At 51.3% G+C, this 14,401-nt stretch carries 15 protein-coding genes, 1 tRNA gene and 1 pseudogene; 13 read left to right on the top strand and 4 right to left on the bottom strand.

Features of this window, described 5'->3' with window-relative positions:
- Positions 1–5 precede the first annotated feature (5 nt).
- The 3 genes from recJ to lysS all read left to right on the top strand — a co-directional run bounded on the left by recJ (position 6) and on the right by lysS (position 4,455).
- The gene (gene recJ, locus ACQG11_RS04665) at positions 6–1,739 is read left to right on the top strand and encodes a single-stranded-DNA-specific exonuclease RecJ (protein WP_048965620.1); all 1,734 of its coding nucleotides are present in this window, start codon (positions 6–8) and stop codon (positions 1,737–1,739) included.
- Positions 1,740–1,829: 90 nt separating this feature from the next.
- Positions 1,830–2,928, top strand: a protein-coding gene (gene prfB, locus ACQG11_RS04660) for a peptide chain release factor 2 (protein ID WP_115438011.1) whose coding sequence is annotated in 2 segments (ribosomal slippage) — positions 1,830–1,904 and positions 1,906–2,928 — 1,098 coding nt in all. Because the reading frame shifts where the segments join, the coding sequence is not laid out codon by codon here.
- Positions 2,929–2,937: 9 nt separating this feature from the next.
- Entirely contained in the window at positions 2,938–4,455 is a 1,518-nt protein-coding gene (gene lysS / locus ACQG11_RS04655) for a lysine--tRNA ligase (protein ID WP_022649302.1), read from the top strand.
- Between the two features lie 48 nt (positions 4,456–4,503).
- On the opposite strand, the gene idi is transcribed toward lysS, so the two are convergent.
- Positions 4,504–5,046: an isopentenyl-diphosphate Delta-isomerase gene (gene idi, locus ACQG11_RS04650; protein WP_171936855.1), complete on the bottom strand. Its 543-nt coding sequence runs from the start codon at positions 5,044–5,046 to the stop codon at positions 4,504–4,506.
- Between the two features lie 163 nt (positions 5,047–5,209).
- Between idi and actS the strand changes: the two genes are divergently transcribed.
- The 3 genes from actS (at position 5,210) to ACQG11_RS04635 (ending at position 7,015) form a co-directional block, all read left to right on the top strand.
- Entirely contained in the window at positions 5,210–5,950 is a 741-nt protein-coding gene (actS, locus tag ACQG11_RS04645; RefSeq protein WP_022649300.1) for an amidase activator ActS, read from the top strand.
- Positions 5,951–6,030: 80 nt separating this feature from the next.
- Positions 6,031–6,104 (top strand) — tRNA-Gly (locus ACQG11_RS04640).
- Positions 6,105–6,700: 596 nt separating this feature from the next.
- Complete coding sequence (locus tag ACQG11_RS04635) at positions 6,701–7,015, top strand: hypothetical protein (protein WP_015673660.1); 315 nt, start codon at positions 6,701–6,703, stop codon at positions 7,013–7,015.
- Here ACQG11_RS04635 and ACQG11_RS04630 read toward each other — a convergent pair.
- Entirely contained in the window at positions 7,012–7,818 is an 807-nt protein-coding gene (locus tag ACQG11_RS04630) for a DUF4225 domain-containing protein (RefSeq protein ID WP_022649283.1), read from the bottom strand. The two genes, ACQG11_RS04635 and ACQG11_RS04630, sit on opposite strands and share 4 nt — an antisense overlap.
- Positions 7,819–8,058: 240 nt before the next feature.
- Between ACQG11_RS04630 and ACQG11_RS04625 the strand changes: the two genes are divergently transcribed.
- From ACQG11_RS04625 to ACQG11_RS04610, 4 genes and pseudogenes are all read left to right on the top strand, one after another.
- The gene (locus ACQG11_RS04625) at positions 8,059–8,475 is read left to right on the top strand and encodes a recombinase family protein (protein WP_426728881.1); all 417 of its coding nucleotides are present in this window, start codon (positions 8,059–8,061) and stop codon (positions 8,473–8,475) included.
- A gap of 518 nt (positions 8,476–8,993) precedes the next feature.
- Complete coding sequence (locus ACQG11_RS04620) at positions 8,994–9,308, top strand: hypothetical protein (protein WP_126502679.1); 315 nt, start codon at positions 8,994–8,996, stop codon at positions 9,306–9,308.
- 172 nt (positions 9,309–9,480) lie between these two features.
- Positions 9,481–9,708, top strand: a pseudogene (locus ACQG11_RS04615) (hypothetical protein); the annotation flags it as partial.
- Entirely contained in the window at positions 9,647–10,003 is a 357-nt protein-coding gene (locus ACQG11_RS04610) for a putative T6SS immunity periplasmic lipoprotein (protein ID WP_063146499.1), read from the top strand. The pseudogene ACQG11_RS04615 and the gene ACQG11_RS04610, both read left to right, overlap by 62 nt.
- A 21-nt stretch (positions 10,004–10,024) precedes the next feature.
- Here ACQG11_RS04610 and ACQG11_RS04605 read toward each other — a convergent pair whose 3' ends face one another.
- Positions 10,025–10,669 carry a LysE family translocator gene (locus tag ACQG11_RS04605; RefSeq protein WP_023298536.1) on the bottom strand — a complete coding sequence of 215 codons (645 nt, stop codon included), beginning with the start codon at positions 10,667–10,669 and terminating at the stop codon, positions 10,025–10,027.
- Between the two features lie 531 nt (positions 10,670–11,200).
- Here ACQG11_RS04605 and ACQG11_RS04600 point away from each other — a divergent pair.
- From ACQG11_RS04600 to ACQG11_RS04590, 3 genes are all read left to right on the top strand, one after another.
- The gene (locus ACQG11_RS04600; protein WP_023298534.1) at positions 11,201–12,376 is read left to right on the top strand and encodes an OmpP1/FadL family transporter; all 1,176 of its coding nucleotides are present in this window, start codon (positions 11,201–11,203) and stop codon (positions 12,374–12,376) included.
- A 63-nt stretch (positions 12,377–12,439) separates the two neighbouring features.
- Positions 12,440–13,069, top strand: a complete 630-nt coding sequence (locus ACQG11_RS04595; RefSeq protein WP_022649277.1) for a winged helix-turn-helix transcriptional regulator — start codon at positions 12,440–12,442, stop codon at positions 13,067–13,069.
- A gap of 100 nt (positions 13,070–13,169) precedes the next feature.
- Positions 13,170–13,781 carry an outer membrane beta-barrel protein gene (locus ACQG11_RS04590; protein WP_022649276.1) on the top strand — a complete coding sequence of 204 codons (612 nt, stop codon included), beginning with the start codon at positions 13,170–13,172 and terminating at the stop codon, positions 13,779–13,781.
- Between the two features lie 58 nt (positions 13,782–13,839).
- Here ACQG11_RS04590 and ACQG11_RS04585 read toward each other — a convergent pair whose 3' ends face one another.
- A complete protein-coding gene (locus ACQG11_RS04585) occupies positions 13,840–14,238 on the bottom strand; it encodes a hypothetical protein (RefSeq protein ID WP_022649275.1) in 399 nt (132 codons plus the stop codon).
- Positions 14,239–14,401: the final 163 nt, after the last annotated feature.

Here is a 14,401-nt window from a genome sequence, read left to right as displayed (position 1 = left end):
TTCGCGTGAAAGCCCCGATAAAACTGCGCCGCCGCGATGCGGTTGAAACCGCGGATTTACCAGATACGCTTCCGCTGCTGTTAAAGCGGCTGTACGCCAGCCGTGGCGTGCGTACGGCAAGCGATCTTGAGCGCAGCGTCAAAGGCATGCTGCCCTGGCAAGCGCTGAGTGGCATCGAAAAAGCGACTGAAATGCTCTACGACGCGTTCCGTGACGGGACGCGGATTGTCGTGGTGGGCGATTTCGATGCCGACGGCGCAACCAGTACCGCGCTGAGCGTACTCAGCCTGCGTGCGCTGGGCTGCGATAACGTGGCTTACCTGGTGCCGAACCGGTTTGAAGACGGCTACGGCCTCAGCCCGGAAGTGGTCGATCAGGCCCATGCCCGTGGTGCACAGATGATCATGACCGTGGATAACGGGATCTCTTCTCATGCGGGGGTCGATCATGCCCATGCGCTGGGGATCCCGGTACTGGTCACCGATCACCACCTGCCAGGAGAAACCCTGCCAGACGCCGAAGCCATCATTAACCCGAACCTGCGCGACTGCGATTTCCCGTCGAAATCGCTGGCCGGAGTAGGGGTGGCGTTTTATCTGATGCTGGCGTTACGCACGTTGCTGCGTGATAAGGGCTGGTTCGAATCGCGCGGGATTGCCGTGCCGAATCTTGCGGAGTATCTCGATCTGGTGGCGCTGGGAACCGTGGCGGACGTGGTGCCGCTCGATACCAATAACCGTATTCTCACCTGGCAGGGCTTGAGCCGCATTCGGGCGGGCAAATGCCGTCCGGGGATCAAGGCGCTGCTGGAAATTGCCAACCGCGATCCGCTGAAGCTTGCGGCAAGCGATTTGGGTTTTGCCCTCGGCCCGCGCCTGAACGCGGCGGGGCGGCTGGACGATATGTCGGTTGGCGTTGCGCTGCTCCTGTGCGACAACATCGGCGAAGCGCGCGTGCTGGCCAGTGAGCTGGACGCACTCAACCAGACCCGTAAAGAGATTGAGCAGGGGATGCAGGCCGAAGCGCTGACCCTGTGCGAAAAGCTGGAGCGCAGCGGCGATAACCTGCCGGGTGGGCTGGCGATGTATCACCCCGAATGGCACCAGGGCGTGGTGGGCATTCTGGCGTCGCGCATTAAAGAGCGTTTCCACCGCCCGGTGATCGCGTTCGCCCCCGCCGGGGACGGCACGCTGAAAGGCTCTGGTCGTTCCATTCAGGGGCTGCATATGCGCGATGCGCTGGAGCGTCTGGATACGCTGCATCCGGGGTTGATGATTAAGTTCGGCGGTCACGCGATGGCGGCAGGCCTGTCGCTGGAAGAGGCGAAGTTCGACGAGTTCCAGCGTCTGTTTGGCGAACTGGTCACCGAGTGGATCGATCCGTCTCTGTTGCAGGGTGAAGTGGTTTCTGACGGCGAGCTTTCTCCGGCTGAAATGACCATGGAGGTGGCGCAGATGCTGCGCGATGCCGGCCCGTGGGGGCAGATGTTCCCGGAGCCGCTTTTCGACGGACGTTTTCGTTTGCTGCAACAGCGCATCGTGGGCGAACGCCATCTCAAAGTGATGGTGGAACCGGTCGGCGGCGGGCCGCTGCTCGACGGCATCGCCTTTAACGTTGATACCTCCATCTGGCCGGACAACGGCGTGCGCGAGGTTGAGCTGGCCTATAAGCTGGATATTAACGAGTTCCGCGGTAACCGCACCCTTCAGATCATCATCGACAATATCTGGCCAATTTAGCGTCAGTAATCTCTATAAAAAAGGGCGTGGATTCGGTACAATCCCGCTCTTATCACCGCATTTTGACAAGCTCATAAAAGAAAACAGACCATGTTTGAAATTAATCCGGTAAAAAACCGCATTCAGGACCTCACGGAGCGCTCTGACGTTCTTAGGGGGTATCTTTGACTACGATGCCAAGAAAGAGCGTCTCGAAGAAGTAAACGCCGAGCTGGAACAGCCGGACGTCTGGAACGAACCTGAACGCGCGCAGGCGCTGGGTAAAGAACGTTCCTCCCTCGAAGCCATCGTAGATACGCTGGATCAAATGGCGCAGGGTCTGGAAGATGTTTCTGGGCTGCTGGAGCTGGCTGTCGAAGCCGACGACGAAGAAACCTTTAACGAAGCCGTGGCAGAGCTCAACGTGCTGGAAGAGAAGCTGGCGCAGCTGGAATTCCGTCGCATGTTCTCCGGCGAATACGACAGCGCTGACTGCTATCTCGATATTCAGGCAGGCTCTGGCGGTACCGAAGCGCAGGACTGGGCCAGCATGCTGATGCGTATGTATCTGCGCTGGGCAGAAGCGCGCGGTTTCAAAACCGAGATTATCGAAGAGTCCGAAGGTGAAGTGGCGGGTATCAAGTCCGTCACCATTAAGATTATTGGCGATTACGCCTACGGCTGGCTGCGTACTGAAACCGGCGTTCACCGCCTGGTGCGTAAGAGCCCGTTCGATTCCGGTGGCCGTCGCCACACCTCCTTCAGCTCCGCGTTTGTCTACCCGGAAGTGGATGAAGATATTGATATCGACATCAACCCGGCGGACCTGCGTATCGACGTTTACCGCGCATCCGGCGCGGGCGGTCAGCACGTTAACCGTACGGAATCTGCGGTGCGTATTACCCACATTCCAACCGGGCTGGTAACACAGTGCCAGAACGACCGTTCCCAGCATAAGAACAAAGACCAGGCCATGAAGCAGATGAAAGCGAAGCTTTATGAGCTGGAGATGCAGAAGAAAAATGCTGAGAAGCAGGCGATGGAAGACAACAAGTCCGACATCGGCTGGGGCAGCCAGATCCGTTCTTACGTCCTTGATGACTCCCGCATCAAAGACCTGCGTACCGGGGTTGAAACCCGTAACACGCAGGCGGTGCTGGACGGCAGCCTGGATCAATTTATCGAAGCAAGTTTGAAAGCAGGGTTATGAGGAACCAACATGTCTGAACAACAATCACAGGGCGCTGACGCGGTAGTCGATCTTAATAACGAACTGAAAACCCGCCGCGAGAAGCTGGCAGCGCTGCGCGAGCAGGGCGTGCCGTTCCCGAACGATTTTCGTCGTGACCACACCTCAGACCAACTGCACGCAGACTTCGACGGTAAAGAGAACGAAGAGCTTGAAGCGCTGAACGTTGAAGTGTCCGTGGCGGGCCGCATGATGACCCGTCGTATCATGGGTAAAGCCTCCTTCGTGACCTTACAGGACGTTGGCGGCCGCATTCAGCTGTATGTCTCTCGTGACGACCTGCCGGAAGGCATCTATAACGAGCAGTTCAAGAAGTGGGACCTGGGCGACATCCTGGGCGCTAAAGGTAAACTGTTCAAAACCAAGACCGGTGAACTGTCTATCCACTGCACCGAGCTGCGTCTGCTGACCAAAGCCCTGCGCCCGCTGCCGGACAAGTTCCACGGTTTGCAGGATCAGGAAGCGCGCTATCGTCAGCGCTACCTGGATCTCATCTCTAATGATGAATCCCGTAAGACCTTCAAAATTCGCTCCCAGATCATGGCCGGTATTCGCCAGTTCATGGTTAACCGCGACTTTATGGAAGTAGAAACCCCGATGATGCAGGTGATCCCAGGCGGTGCCTCTGCCCGTCCGTTCATCACCCATCACAACGCCCTGGACCTGGACATGTACCTGCGTATCGCGCCGGAACTGTACCTGAAGCGTCTGGTGGTCGGTGGTTTCGACCGCGTGTTCGAGATCAACCGTAACTTCCGTAACGAAGGTATTTCCGTACGTCATAACCCAGAGTTCACCATGATGGAACTCTATATGGCGTATGCGGATTACAAAGATCTGATCGAGCTGACCGAATCCCTGTTCCGCACCCTGGCGCAGGATATTCTGGGCACCACGCAGGTCCCTTACGGTGAAGAAGTGTTCGACTTCGGCAAGCCGTTCGAAAAACTGACCATGCGCGAAGCGATCAAGAAATACCGTCCGGAAACCAACATGGCGGATCTGGACAATTTCGACTCTGCGAAAGCGATCGCTGAAAGCATCGGTATTAAGGTTGAGAAGAGCTGGGGTCTGGGCCGTATCGTGACCGAGATCTTCGAAGAAGTGGCCGAAGCGCACCTGATTCAGCCGACCTTCATCACCGAATACCCGGCGGAAGTGTCTCCGCTGGCGCGTCGTAATGACGAGAACCCGGAAATCACTGACCGCTTCGAATTCTTCATCGGTGGCCGCGAAATCGGTAACGGCTTTAGCGAGCTGAACGATGCAGAAGATCAGGCGCAGCGTTTCCAGGATCAGGTTAACGCGAAAGCGGCAGGCGACGACGAAGCGATGTTCTTCGACGAAGACTACGTAACCGCGCTGGAGCACGGCCTGCCGCCGACGGCTGGCCTGGGTATTGGTATCGACCGTATGGTGATGCTGTTCACCAACAGCCACACCATCCGCGACGTGATCCTGTTCCCGGCGATGCGTCCGGTGAAATAAGCCGTTAAGACGTAAAAAAAGCCCCGTGCGTTTATCGCCGGGGCTTTTTTATTGCGCCGCAAAAGCGCTGAGTTTTTCGCGCGCAGTGTTCGCTTCCTGCACCATCCACGGACTAAATGCCCACGGTGTGGCGTCCAGCGCGCGGAAGAGCGCGTCCAGCTCCACCCACTGATACTCCATCACTTCGTCGCTATTGATTGCGAGGGTATTCGTTACGCGGGCGGCATAGACCGGGCAGATTTCGTTTTCAACGATCCCTGAAGGGTCGGCTTCACGGTAGCGGAACTCCGGGGCAACGGGGGTGATGTCGGTGATTTCGGCGCCGACTTCAAAGCGGCAGCGGCGGATAATCGCCTGCTCTGTCGCTTCGTCGGCCTGTGGATGTCCGCAAACGGAGTTGGTCCACACGCCGGGCCAGGCTTTTTTACTTAAGGCGCGCCGGGTAATCAGACATTCTCCGTTAGCGTTAAACAGCCATGAAGAGAAGGCCAGGTGTAGCGGGGTGTGTGACGTGTGCGCGGCGTACTTCTCCTGAGTGCCAATCACCTTTCCCTGGTCATTTACCAAAATAACGTGTTCTTGAATACTCATTGATGCTCCAGTGCCATAATGCTTAATGGTTCAGCACCATCAGCGGAATTATTATACTGCATTCTTATGCGAACGGTTTGGCCCACAGAGCGGAAAAGGGCATGACCCGCATCAGTTTGGGCTGCTATCATAGTGCGCCATTCACGCTGACCGAGGAGCTGTTTTGTTTGCAGGAAGCCTGACGAGAAACCCGATCATTGCCATTTTCTGCCTGACGCTGACGCTACTTATAGCAGGATGCTCGGGGAGTAAATCTTCGGATATGGGCAGTTATTCCGGTGCCGTCTATACCGTTAAGCGCGGGGACACGCTCTACCGCATCTCACGTGCCACGGGGACCAGCGTGAAGGAGCTGGCGCGCCTGAATAATATCTCTCCACCGTATACCATTGAGATAGGGCAAAAGCTCAAGGTTAACGGCGGTTCCTCCTCAGGGAAAAAGTCCTCAACGCGTAAAACAGCCAAAGTGACGCCATCCTATCAGGTGCCTAAATCATCCTGGCCGCCGGTCGGTCAGCGCTGCTGGATCTGGCCTGCAAGCGGAAAAGTGGTTGCGCCGTACTCGCTCTCGGAAGGGGGCAATAAAGGTATTGATATCGCTGCCGCACGCGGCACGCCGGTTTACGCTTCAGGGGCCGGAAAGGTGGTCTATGTCGGTAACCAGCTTCGTGGATACGGTAACCTGATCATGATTAAGCATGGTGAGGACTACATTACGGCATATGCGCATAACGACACGATGTTGGTGAATAATGGCCAGAACGTGAAGGCGGGGCAGAAGATTGCGACCATGGGCAGTACCGGGACGGATACGGTGAAGCTGCATTTCCAGATCCGCTATAAGGCCACGGCCATCGATCCGCAGCGTTATCTTCCGGCGCAGGGCAGTAAACCGAAGTGCTAAGTGATTATTTAATCGCCACTTAGTGGGGTAAAGGCTTGTATGAAGAGGCGTAAGGTCTATAATGCCTTACGCACTTCAAAGCGGGCGTAGTTCAATGGTAGAACGAGAGCTTCCCAAGCTCTATACGAGGGTTCGATTCCCTTCGCCCGCTCCAGTCTCCTCATAAATCAAGAAGTTATATTTCATCAGTTAGTTACGTTGCTCTGCTTTAGCAGGTACAACTAAAACTACCCACTGTTCTATACCCGTACCTGTCGCGTGATAGGTCTGTGGTACAAGGGAACATATCCTCACGCTGGCGGTGGTTCCAGGTTCTTACCGCGATAGTACAACAACGAACAAAAAGCCGCATACCTGGCATAACTCCCGAACAGATTGAACACACGCATTTAAGCCCGATGTGTGGCCCTATGAGCCACGTAAACAGGTGAATAGTGGTAATGCCCCGGTAGCTACAGATCCGGCTCTGCCAGCGCTTTGCTCACGCTCCGAAAGGTACACGAGCACCCTGATAAGGTGTGATCCCCCTGACAATCTGATTTGGTCACTGGTGACTTTCGCAAAGCGAAACCAACTAGGTTGGCCTGTTGCAGTCGCTATGCTCCGCTTGTTGCTTCTACCACTAACGGGGCTTTATGGCTTCTATTGTCTGAAAGCTGATACATTGCACAAACATCATGTGGATTACTGTAAAGTTCATCACTATGATTATGTGTGCCATTGCCAGTTAAGAAATGCGGAGAGGACAATATGGATGTTACTGATGAGGCTTTGTTGAGTTCTGGCTTTACACCATCGGATTTGAAGAAGATAAAGAACAACGTTGAAAGCTATGGTGGAACGTTGGGGAATGCAATCAGGGACCTGGCTAGGCGATTTATTCTTGCCGTGTGGGTTGTATCCGGTTGCCTTGCTGTATTCATTTTTCTTGTGATGTTCGCATCTGAGCAGAGTGTTTTCTCTGGTGCTATTGGCCTTTCTTGTGGCGCAGCGGTTGCAATTTTTATACAACCGCCTGTACTTGCTTATAAATCTTGGCGATTCTGTAGAGCGAACAAATCTTAATTAGTACTGTTATCAGTAGCCAGAAGATCAAAAATGACTTTCGCTTTGACACCATATCCAGCGATTTTCATCGTTAGCTTAGGCTTGCTCATTGTGTCAACTTTTCGGTAGTAATCACGCGGCAGCCAACGGAATAATCGCCAAGCTCCGGGTTTCCTTGCTAAGCCGAAGATACTATAGACACTCGCCCCTAGAGTCACCGTATTATAAAGAGCTAATCCACTTTTTGGGCTAAACCCCATAAATTGCGCGGTCTCCATTGCGCCATCAGCAAAAATTCCTTCCGATTTGGATTGTTCACCATAGCGAAGATGGCTTGCTTCTTTTGTTATACCGTTAATACCATCAACAAATAAAACTGCTCCTGCAAGAACTCCAACAGGGGTCATAGTGGACATCATAACCATCCCACCAAATAATGCTGCTCCAGATACCACTATATGGATTGCCGAAATCACGTATCCGACGATTTTATTGTTTTCCCTGACAAATTCGACCTCCGCGTAAAGCTGTGCGGCTCTGGTTCTTAACAGGCGTTCTTGTTCGTGTAGATTATCCGTTTCGGCACGCAGATTTTTGATGCATGCAATGCATTCTTCATCGGTTTTGGCCCGTCGTGCAGTTTCAAATTCTTTATCTACAACCTGTTTTATCTCTTCGACAAACTTGATACGTGTAAGACCATCTTGCAAATAGAATGCTGACAGCCGGTTTGCTGTTTCGACTAGTTTCCGGGCCTCCAGATTCACCATGGTATCTGACCATGTTCTGTTCCAGCCCCTGTTAAGCAACGCAATATCCATTAAAGACTCCTTTCCAAAATGTGTCTGGTCATTTTACGTGCAATAAGGTCGAAGACAACAGGAAATACTTACACAACCCGCCCCCGTAGGTGTCCCGTCTCTTTATCCTCCCAGTTTACATCCTCCTGCTTAAAATATCCCCGGCTCTATTATAGATCCGCTGAGTGGATCGATTAGCTGCCTAATAATTTCACTGGATCTGCATGAAATATCCTGGTGTTATCACTGCGTTACACTACTTTGCTTGCGTTGCAATTTGCCTCGCTTTATTACAACAGGCGAAACGCTGTCTTCCTGTGCCTTTGCCGTAACACTGCTGACTTGCTGGCAACGGTTGAGCGGTTAACAGAACGGGGTGTAATTGTTCAGTTCCACAAAGAGGATTTTAAGACCGGGAAGAACTCTCCAGCAGGTAATATGATGCTGACCGTACTGGCAGCAGTCGCACAGATGGAACGTGAAACGATGCTGGAGCGCCAGCGTGAAGGTTACGAAGCAGCAAAAGCCGCAGGCAGGATCACCGGACGGGGCAAAGGTCGCTCTATTGATCGTGAAGCCATTAAAGCAGAACTCGCAGCAGGTAAAACCATTCGTGCAATCGCAGAAAGCCACAACGTCAGCACCAGAACAGTCATGAACATTAAGGCCGAAGCCTGAACAATTCTAAAACATCCCCACTTTGACCTCGCTCCGGCGGGGTTTTTTATTGCCTGAAATCCACACCAGCGCGAGCACCACCACCAATAGCTCCGTATGCTCCACCAGAAACTCTACAGCTCGTCATCCCCCTCACAATTGTAAACTGACAGACCCATATCACAGCGTCCCGCTGATAGGCTCTCACAGGCCCAGAAATGGAGGGTTTTTCGTTGTCAAAAATTCCGACATAAACCACTAAAGGAAGGTAAGTGGCTTTCCTCTGTCAGAGGGTAGGGAGGTTTTAGCAAAGTTTGTACATGAATCAATACTAAGTGTTAATCAATACAAAGTACTTCTGACTTTCGCAAAGCGAAACCAACCATTGTCGTAATGTCCTTGCATCACCCAGATAGTAAGAAAGGGGAGATGGAATCTGCCGAAAAGTTTCGGCTGGATTGCTGTAAAGTTCATCATTATGATTGCTTGCATAATCAGCGATTGGAAAAACACTTTTGGGAAATAAGGGACGAGACGATATGAAAGTGACTGATGAGGCTTTGTTACGTTCAGGGTTTACGCAGCCCGAATTGCAGAAGATAAAAAGCAATAATGAAAAATATGGAGGAACGCCTGGAGAGGCCATAAATGACCTCGCTAGACGATTTGTTACCCTGGCGGGAGTGGTGGCTGTGTGTACCTTTACCCTACTGCTACTTTTCGTCTTCAGCTCACCTGATAGAGCAGCTGCATGGGGGCTGGCGATGATCTTTGGGGTTGCCATTATGTCCTTCGCACAGCCGCCGGTAATTTCCTATAAATCCTGGCGTTATCGAAAAAATACAAAGGATTAACGGGTTCCCTTTTCTGCTGTTAACAGGTCGAAAATCACTTTTGCTTTAACGCCATAACCGACAATCTTCATTGTTAACTTAGGAGTGCTGATTGTGCTGACATTGCGATAGTAATCGTGTGAAAGCCAGCGGAATAATCTCCAGGCTCCAGCTTTCGAGCAAGTCCTACTTGGCTGCTGAATATACCTACAGGCTGGATAAAGAAAAGCTCACTGATTACTCTCTTGAACAGCAAGCCTCTATTTTAGCTGATTACTGGTTACTGCTGGTTTATGGGATTAGTAAGTGGTCTTATTATCAAAGGCCTGGGCGCATGGGGATGTACAGGGGCGTTAAACATGAAATACAAAATGTTGCTGGGTGTTGTGTTCATCTTAACGGGATGCCCTGGGCCTGGTGATCGAATGGTAGATCGTGAATCTTCAACGGCATTAATCAAAGATAATCAAGTTTGTGTGTTGTCACCACTGGAGCCACAGGAACGGATCACTGCTATCCAAATCAACAGTGATAATAGCGACTCTCTTCACAAGATTTTTGATGACAAGCCCGTGTATGTTCAAAAGGGCGGGTGTCTTCCTGTGTTCGGATTTAAGTTTACACCTGGAGAGCGGTATAACTTCGCCTATGACGTCCAATCTGATAAATCAGGGTCACATTTAGTCACTGCTGTATTTTCTTATCCCAAAGAATAAGGGGCTGAACGCCCCATATTCTTAACGGCGTGTAAACGCCAATCTGAGCCCTAATCCAATGAATGTTACACCAACAATTCTATCCAGTATTTTCTGCAACCTTCTGTTTTGCGAAACGGTTCCGGCTGCACTACCTGCAAGTACGGCGAACGTTAAATCAGTCATAAAAGCGATCAATGCGTAGGTCATTCCCAGGAGTAGAAAAGAAGCTGTCTGGTGCTCGCTTCCAGGCGCAACGAATTGAGGGAAAAAGGAGATGAAGAATAACAGTACCTTCGGGTTGGTTAAGGTAGTTATGAAACCTTTAGTAAGTAGACTCGTCAAAGTCGCTTTTGCCTTAACGCGTTCAGCTTCGTTGTGATTCGTGGTTTGCTTTGTCAGCGTTCCCCAAATCATCTTACTACCGAGATACACCAGATAAGCCGCACCGAGAGACTTAATGATGGTGAACATCATCGGAGATGCTGTTATCAACGCGGTTAATCCCACAGCGCTTGCAATTGCATGTGTGCAACTACCTAATGCTACACCAGCGGCAGAGATAATTCCCGCGCGTCTTCCATTAACCACGCTTTGACCTACCACGTAGGCTATATCAGGCCCAGGTGTAACGGAAAGGAGAAATACAGATAGGGCGAAAAGCCCAAAATGAGTTATGTCCAGCATAGCTATCTCCAGAAAAAAATTATGTACCTCCATGCTAACACTGAATTTTTATGCGTAAAGGGTGATTTTATATGCTTTTAGTCTGCTTTTGCTAAACAACGAATCACTCATGGCATAACACGCTAAGTTGCACATTTCCTGTACCCTGGATACCCTGAGATTAATCCTAATAACTCAAGGGTGAGTATGGCTAGCGGGAAGAGAAAGAATCAAAAGGAATCGCCTGAAGAAGAGTTAGATCGCCTGCTGGATGAGCTTGAACTCACACCGGAGCAACGGGAGTTTATCGAATCCATGCGAGAGGATAAGAGCGATCCCAGTAGTGAGTAACGCTTGTCTTAAGCAAACGGCATTGTAAGAAATTCCTCTCCTGGTGCATGCAGAATCACGGTGCCTTTGTTCCGGCTGTCGCTGGAGTGTCATAAATATAATTACGCGCGCGCATAATTTAAAATTAAACCCTCTTTCTTTTTACGTAATCAATCGCCCCTGTTATATCTGTCGGCAAATTTTTTATTTCCCGGATCGCAGATGAAAACACGACTCCTCCTGTGCGCTGGCTTATTAGCTGCCTCCAGTGCCCATGCCAGCGCCCTCTATTTTTATGAAGCTGGCACCGAAGATACCGCGCTTGCCGGAGCAGGGCAGGCGGCTCGTGCGCAGGATGCCTCTACAATTATGACCAACCCGGCTGGCATGACGCGCTTACCGGATCATATGGTCACCGGTGGGTTACAGGTTATGGATGGCTCCATCGACAACCAGCTGGATAACGATGCCCATCAAAGCCCCGGCGATGTGATGAAAACCATCCCGAATGCCAGCGCCTTTTATAGTCAGAAGGTGACCGATAATCTTTATGCCGGGGTCGGGCTTTACGGTAATTACGGCCTGGGGATCGACTACGGCAGCTGGGCGGGCGACAGGCTGATTAAAAAGAGTACCATGGTAGCCATGACGCTCAGCCCCTCGCTGGCCTATAAGCTTAACGACCGTCTTTCGATTGGCGCGTCCGCCAACGTTAACTACGGTTACTTCTCGCTGACTCGCAGCGTTAACGATGATGACTACCGGCGACGCGATGAAGACCTGGCCATGAGCTATCGGCTTGGGCTGCTGATGCAGCTAACTGACCAGACCCGAGCCGGTATTACCTGGAACAGCGAAACGGACTACAGCTTCAATATTGACGGCAACGCGCGTCTACAGAACGGCACCTACGACCTGCCGGTGTCAGCACAAATCAGCGCGCCGCAGCAAATTATGCTCAGCCTTGTGCATGACATTAACCCGCAGTGGTCGGTTATGGGCGATCTCGGCTGGCAGGACTGGAGCCAGTTCGGCGCGCCGCAAATCGTCGTCGGGGACCAGCAGCTTAACAACGTCAGCCGCCTGAAGGACACGTGGCACGGTGCGGTGGGCGTGCAGTATCGTCCAACGCCTCAGTGGCGACTGAATGCCGGTGTGGCGTTCGATAGCTCGCCGTATGAAAGCCAGAGCGATGTGGCCTTAACCTTACCTACCGGCGATGAGTGGCGATTTGGTACGGGAGCCCAGTATCAGATCACCCCGGCCAGCAATATTGGTATTGCCGTGTCGTATCTTCATATGCAGTCGTCGCATGTGAAATCGCCGGTGGCGTTTGCCGGAAGTTACGACCATCCTTATCTTTGGTTTGCCAGCGTCAACTACAGCTATCAGTTTTGATCGGCTAACCGCTTAAAATATATGGTCTATAATGGCAGATACTGAATGTCAGAAGGTTGTACCATGCATATTTTACCGCCTGTTCGACCCGAAAAATCCATCGAACGACTGACCGCTATCCTTGAGCCGATAGCGGAGAAAGTGCACGTTGTTCCACGTAAGCGACTCACCTGGTTACGGAAGGGGAAACAGCAGATGTACCTCTTTCTGGAAGGGGAGCTGTCCCTGCTGCGGACATCGGATGGACTGGTGGTCGTGACCGTTTACGAGCCGCATTTGTTTGGTATTGCTGAGATGATCCAGCCTACGCAAGGCCATTTTCTCCGTGCGGAAAGGGAGTCGACCATTTTACGTCTCGATGCGGACAAGGCGGCCGAGTTATTCCGTGCCGAGGGCGTCTGGGAGGATGTCGCAGCGCTGCTCTCATACCATACGGCCTATTTGATATTCCGTGATGCGCAGGTACTCCAGCAGCGTACCTATTCCGTTATTCGTAACCACCTTCAGGAAATGATTTTGCTCCCGGAGGAGACGCGTTTGCGTACCACGATACTGGAATATATTCAGGATCGTACGCTGCTTTCTCGCAGTAGTATACTCAATGTATTATCCGCCCTTAAACAGGGAGAATATATCTCCTTTAAGCGCGGTGGGTATTTGCTTGAAGTCAGACACTTACCTGAATCATTCTAGGGGAAGTTTAAAATTAAACAGAAATGGAATTAACGAGGCTGTTAATTTTCTATATCGTTTGCTTTCTAAGTTTTATCTTTATTAAGTAAACGGTATATTTATGAAAAAGACAGTTCTCGCTTTGATTATGGTTAATGCGTTTACCGCCACTTCCGCGTTCGCCGCCGCTGATGCGGGCACCTGGTATGGCGGAGCGAAATTCGGCTGGTCACACTATTTTGATACCAATATGGGTTCAAAAGCGTTTGATAACAATAATTCCGACCACTTCGATTTTGACCATGATAATGTCGGTGGGGGTGTTTATACGGGTTACCAGATTACCCCATGGCTTGCGGTAGAAGGCGGTTATGATTATTTAGGCAACATGCAGATCAAGGGTCAGCATGGCGCAGGGGCGCAAATGAAGACGCAGGGTCTGCAAATGTCCCTGAAGGCCAGCTATGCCTTGACCAATGACTGGGATATCTACGGCCGTGCCGGTGCGATGGGCTATCGCGCTGAATCCGATGTAAGTGGTCACAATCGTTTTGAAACCGGTGTGCGCCCGCTTGCAGCTGTGGGTACTGAATACGCCTTCAATAAAAACTGGGCTGGCCGCCTGGAATATCAGTGGGTAAGCAATGTGGGTAATGCAAACCAGATCGGTGTGAGCAGCGACCTGAGTTCCGTCACCGCAGGGCTTAGCTATCGCTTTGGTCAGTACGACTGATGCATGTGATATGGCGATTAAGAAAAACCCGGCTGCTATGTTGCCGGGTTTTTTGTTATCAGCTGGCGAATAACGGTTCAAGCATAATATGAATATTTTGCAGGCCCGTGACATTATTGTCTTTCAGGTATTGCTGATTAACCATATCTAACTGTTCCAGTTTGGTCAGCGAGGCGTAAACGCGTTGAACAGCGCTGTCCGCAACAAAAATTTCTTTTGCGGTAGTGTCCTGAAGATACTGTGATTTTACGCTGCGCGTTAAGTTATCGATCTGCTGTTTATTTTCCTGATAAAGAGACGCGATATGAGATATCTGTGCCTGCGGCGGTTTTTCCCCCGGTAATACCAGCGGAATTTGCAGATGATTAATCTTTTCAACGTTGTCTGGTGGTGGAGAGCTACATGCTGTTAATGTGCTCAGACTTAATATAGCGAAAAAGAACGGCAGGCTCTTCATCGAATCACTCCGGGGAAATAATTGGACTCAGCATTATCCCTGAAGGCCGCAGCGACGAAAGAATAAACTTATTTATTTATAAACGTTATTTCCATAGGTAAAAGAAAAGCCCGGTGATAGCCTCCTTTCCCCCCATGTACCGCCAGCGTGAATATGACGCCTC

The sequence above is a fragment of the Enterobacter cloacae complex sp. 372C4 genome (assembly GCF_050030615.1).
Lineage (GTDB): Bacteria > Pseudomonadota > Gammaproteobacteria > Enterobacterales > Enterobacteriaceae > Enterobacter > Enterobacter intestinihominis.
The sequence above is the reverse complement of the archived record's forward strand: the minus strand, read 5'-3'. Positions and strand labels throughout refer to the sequence as shown.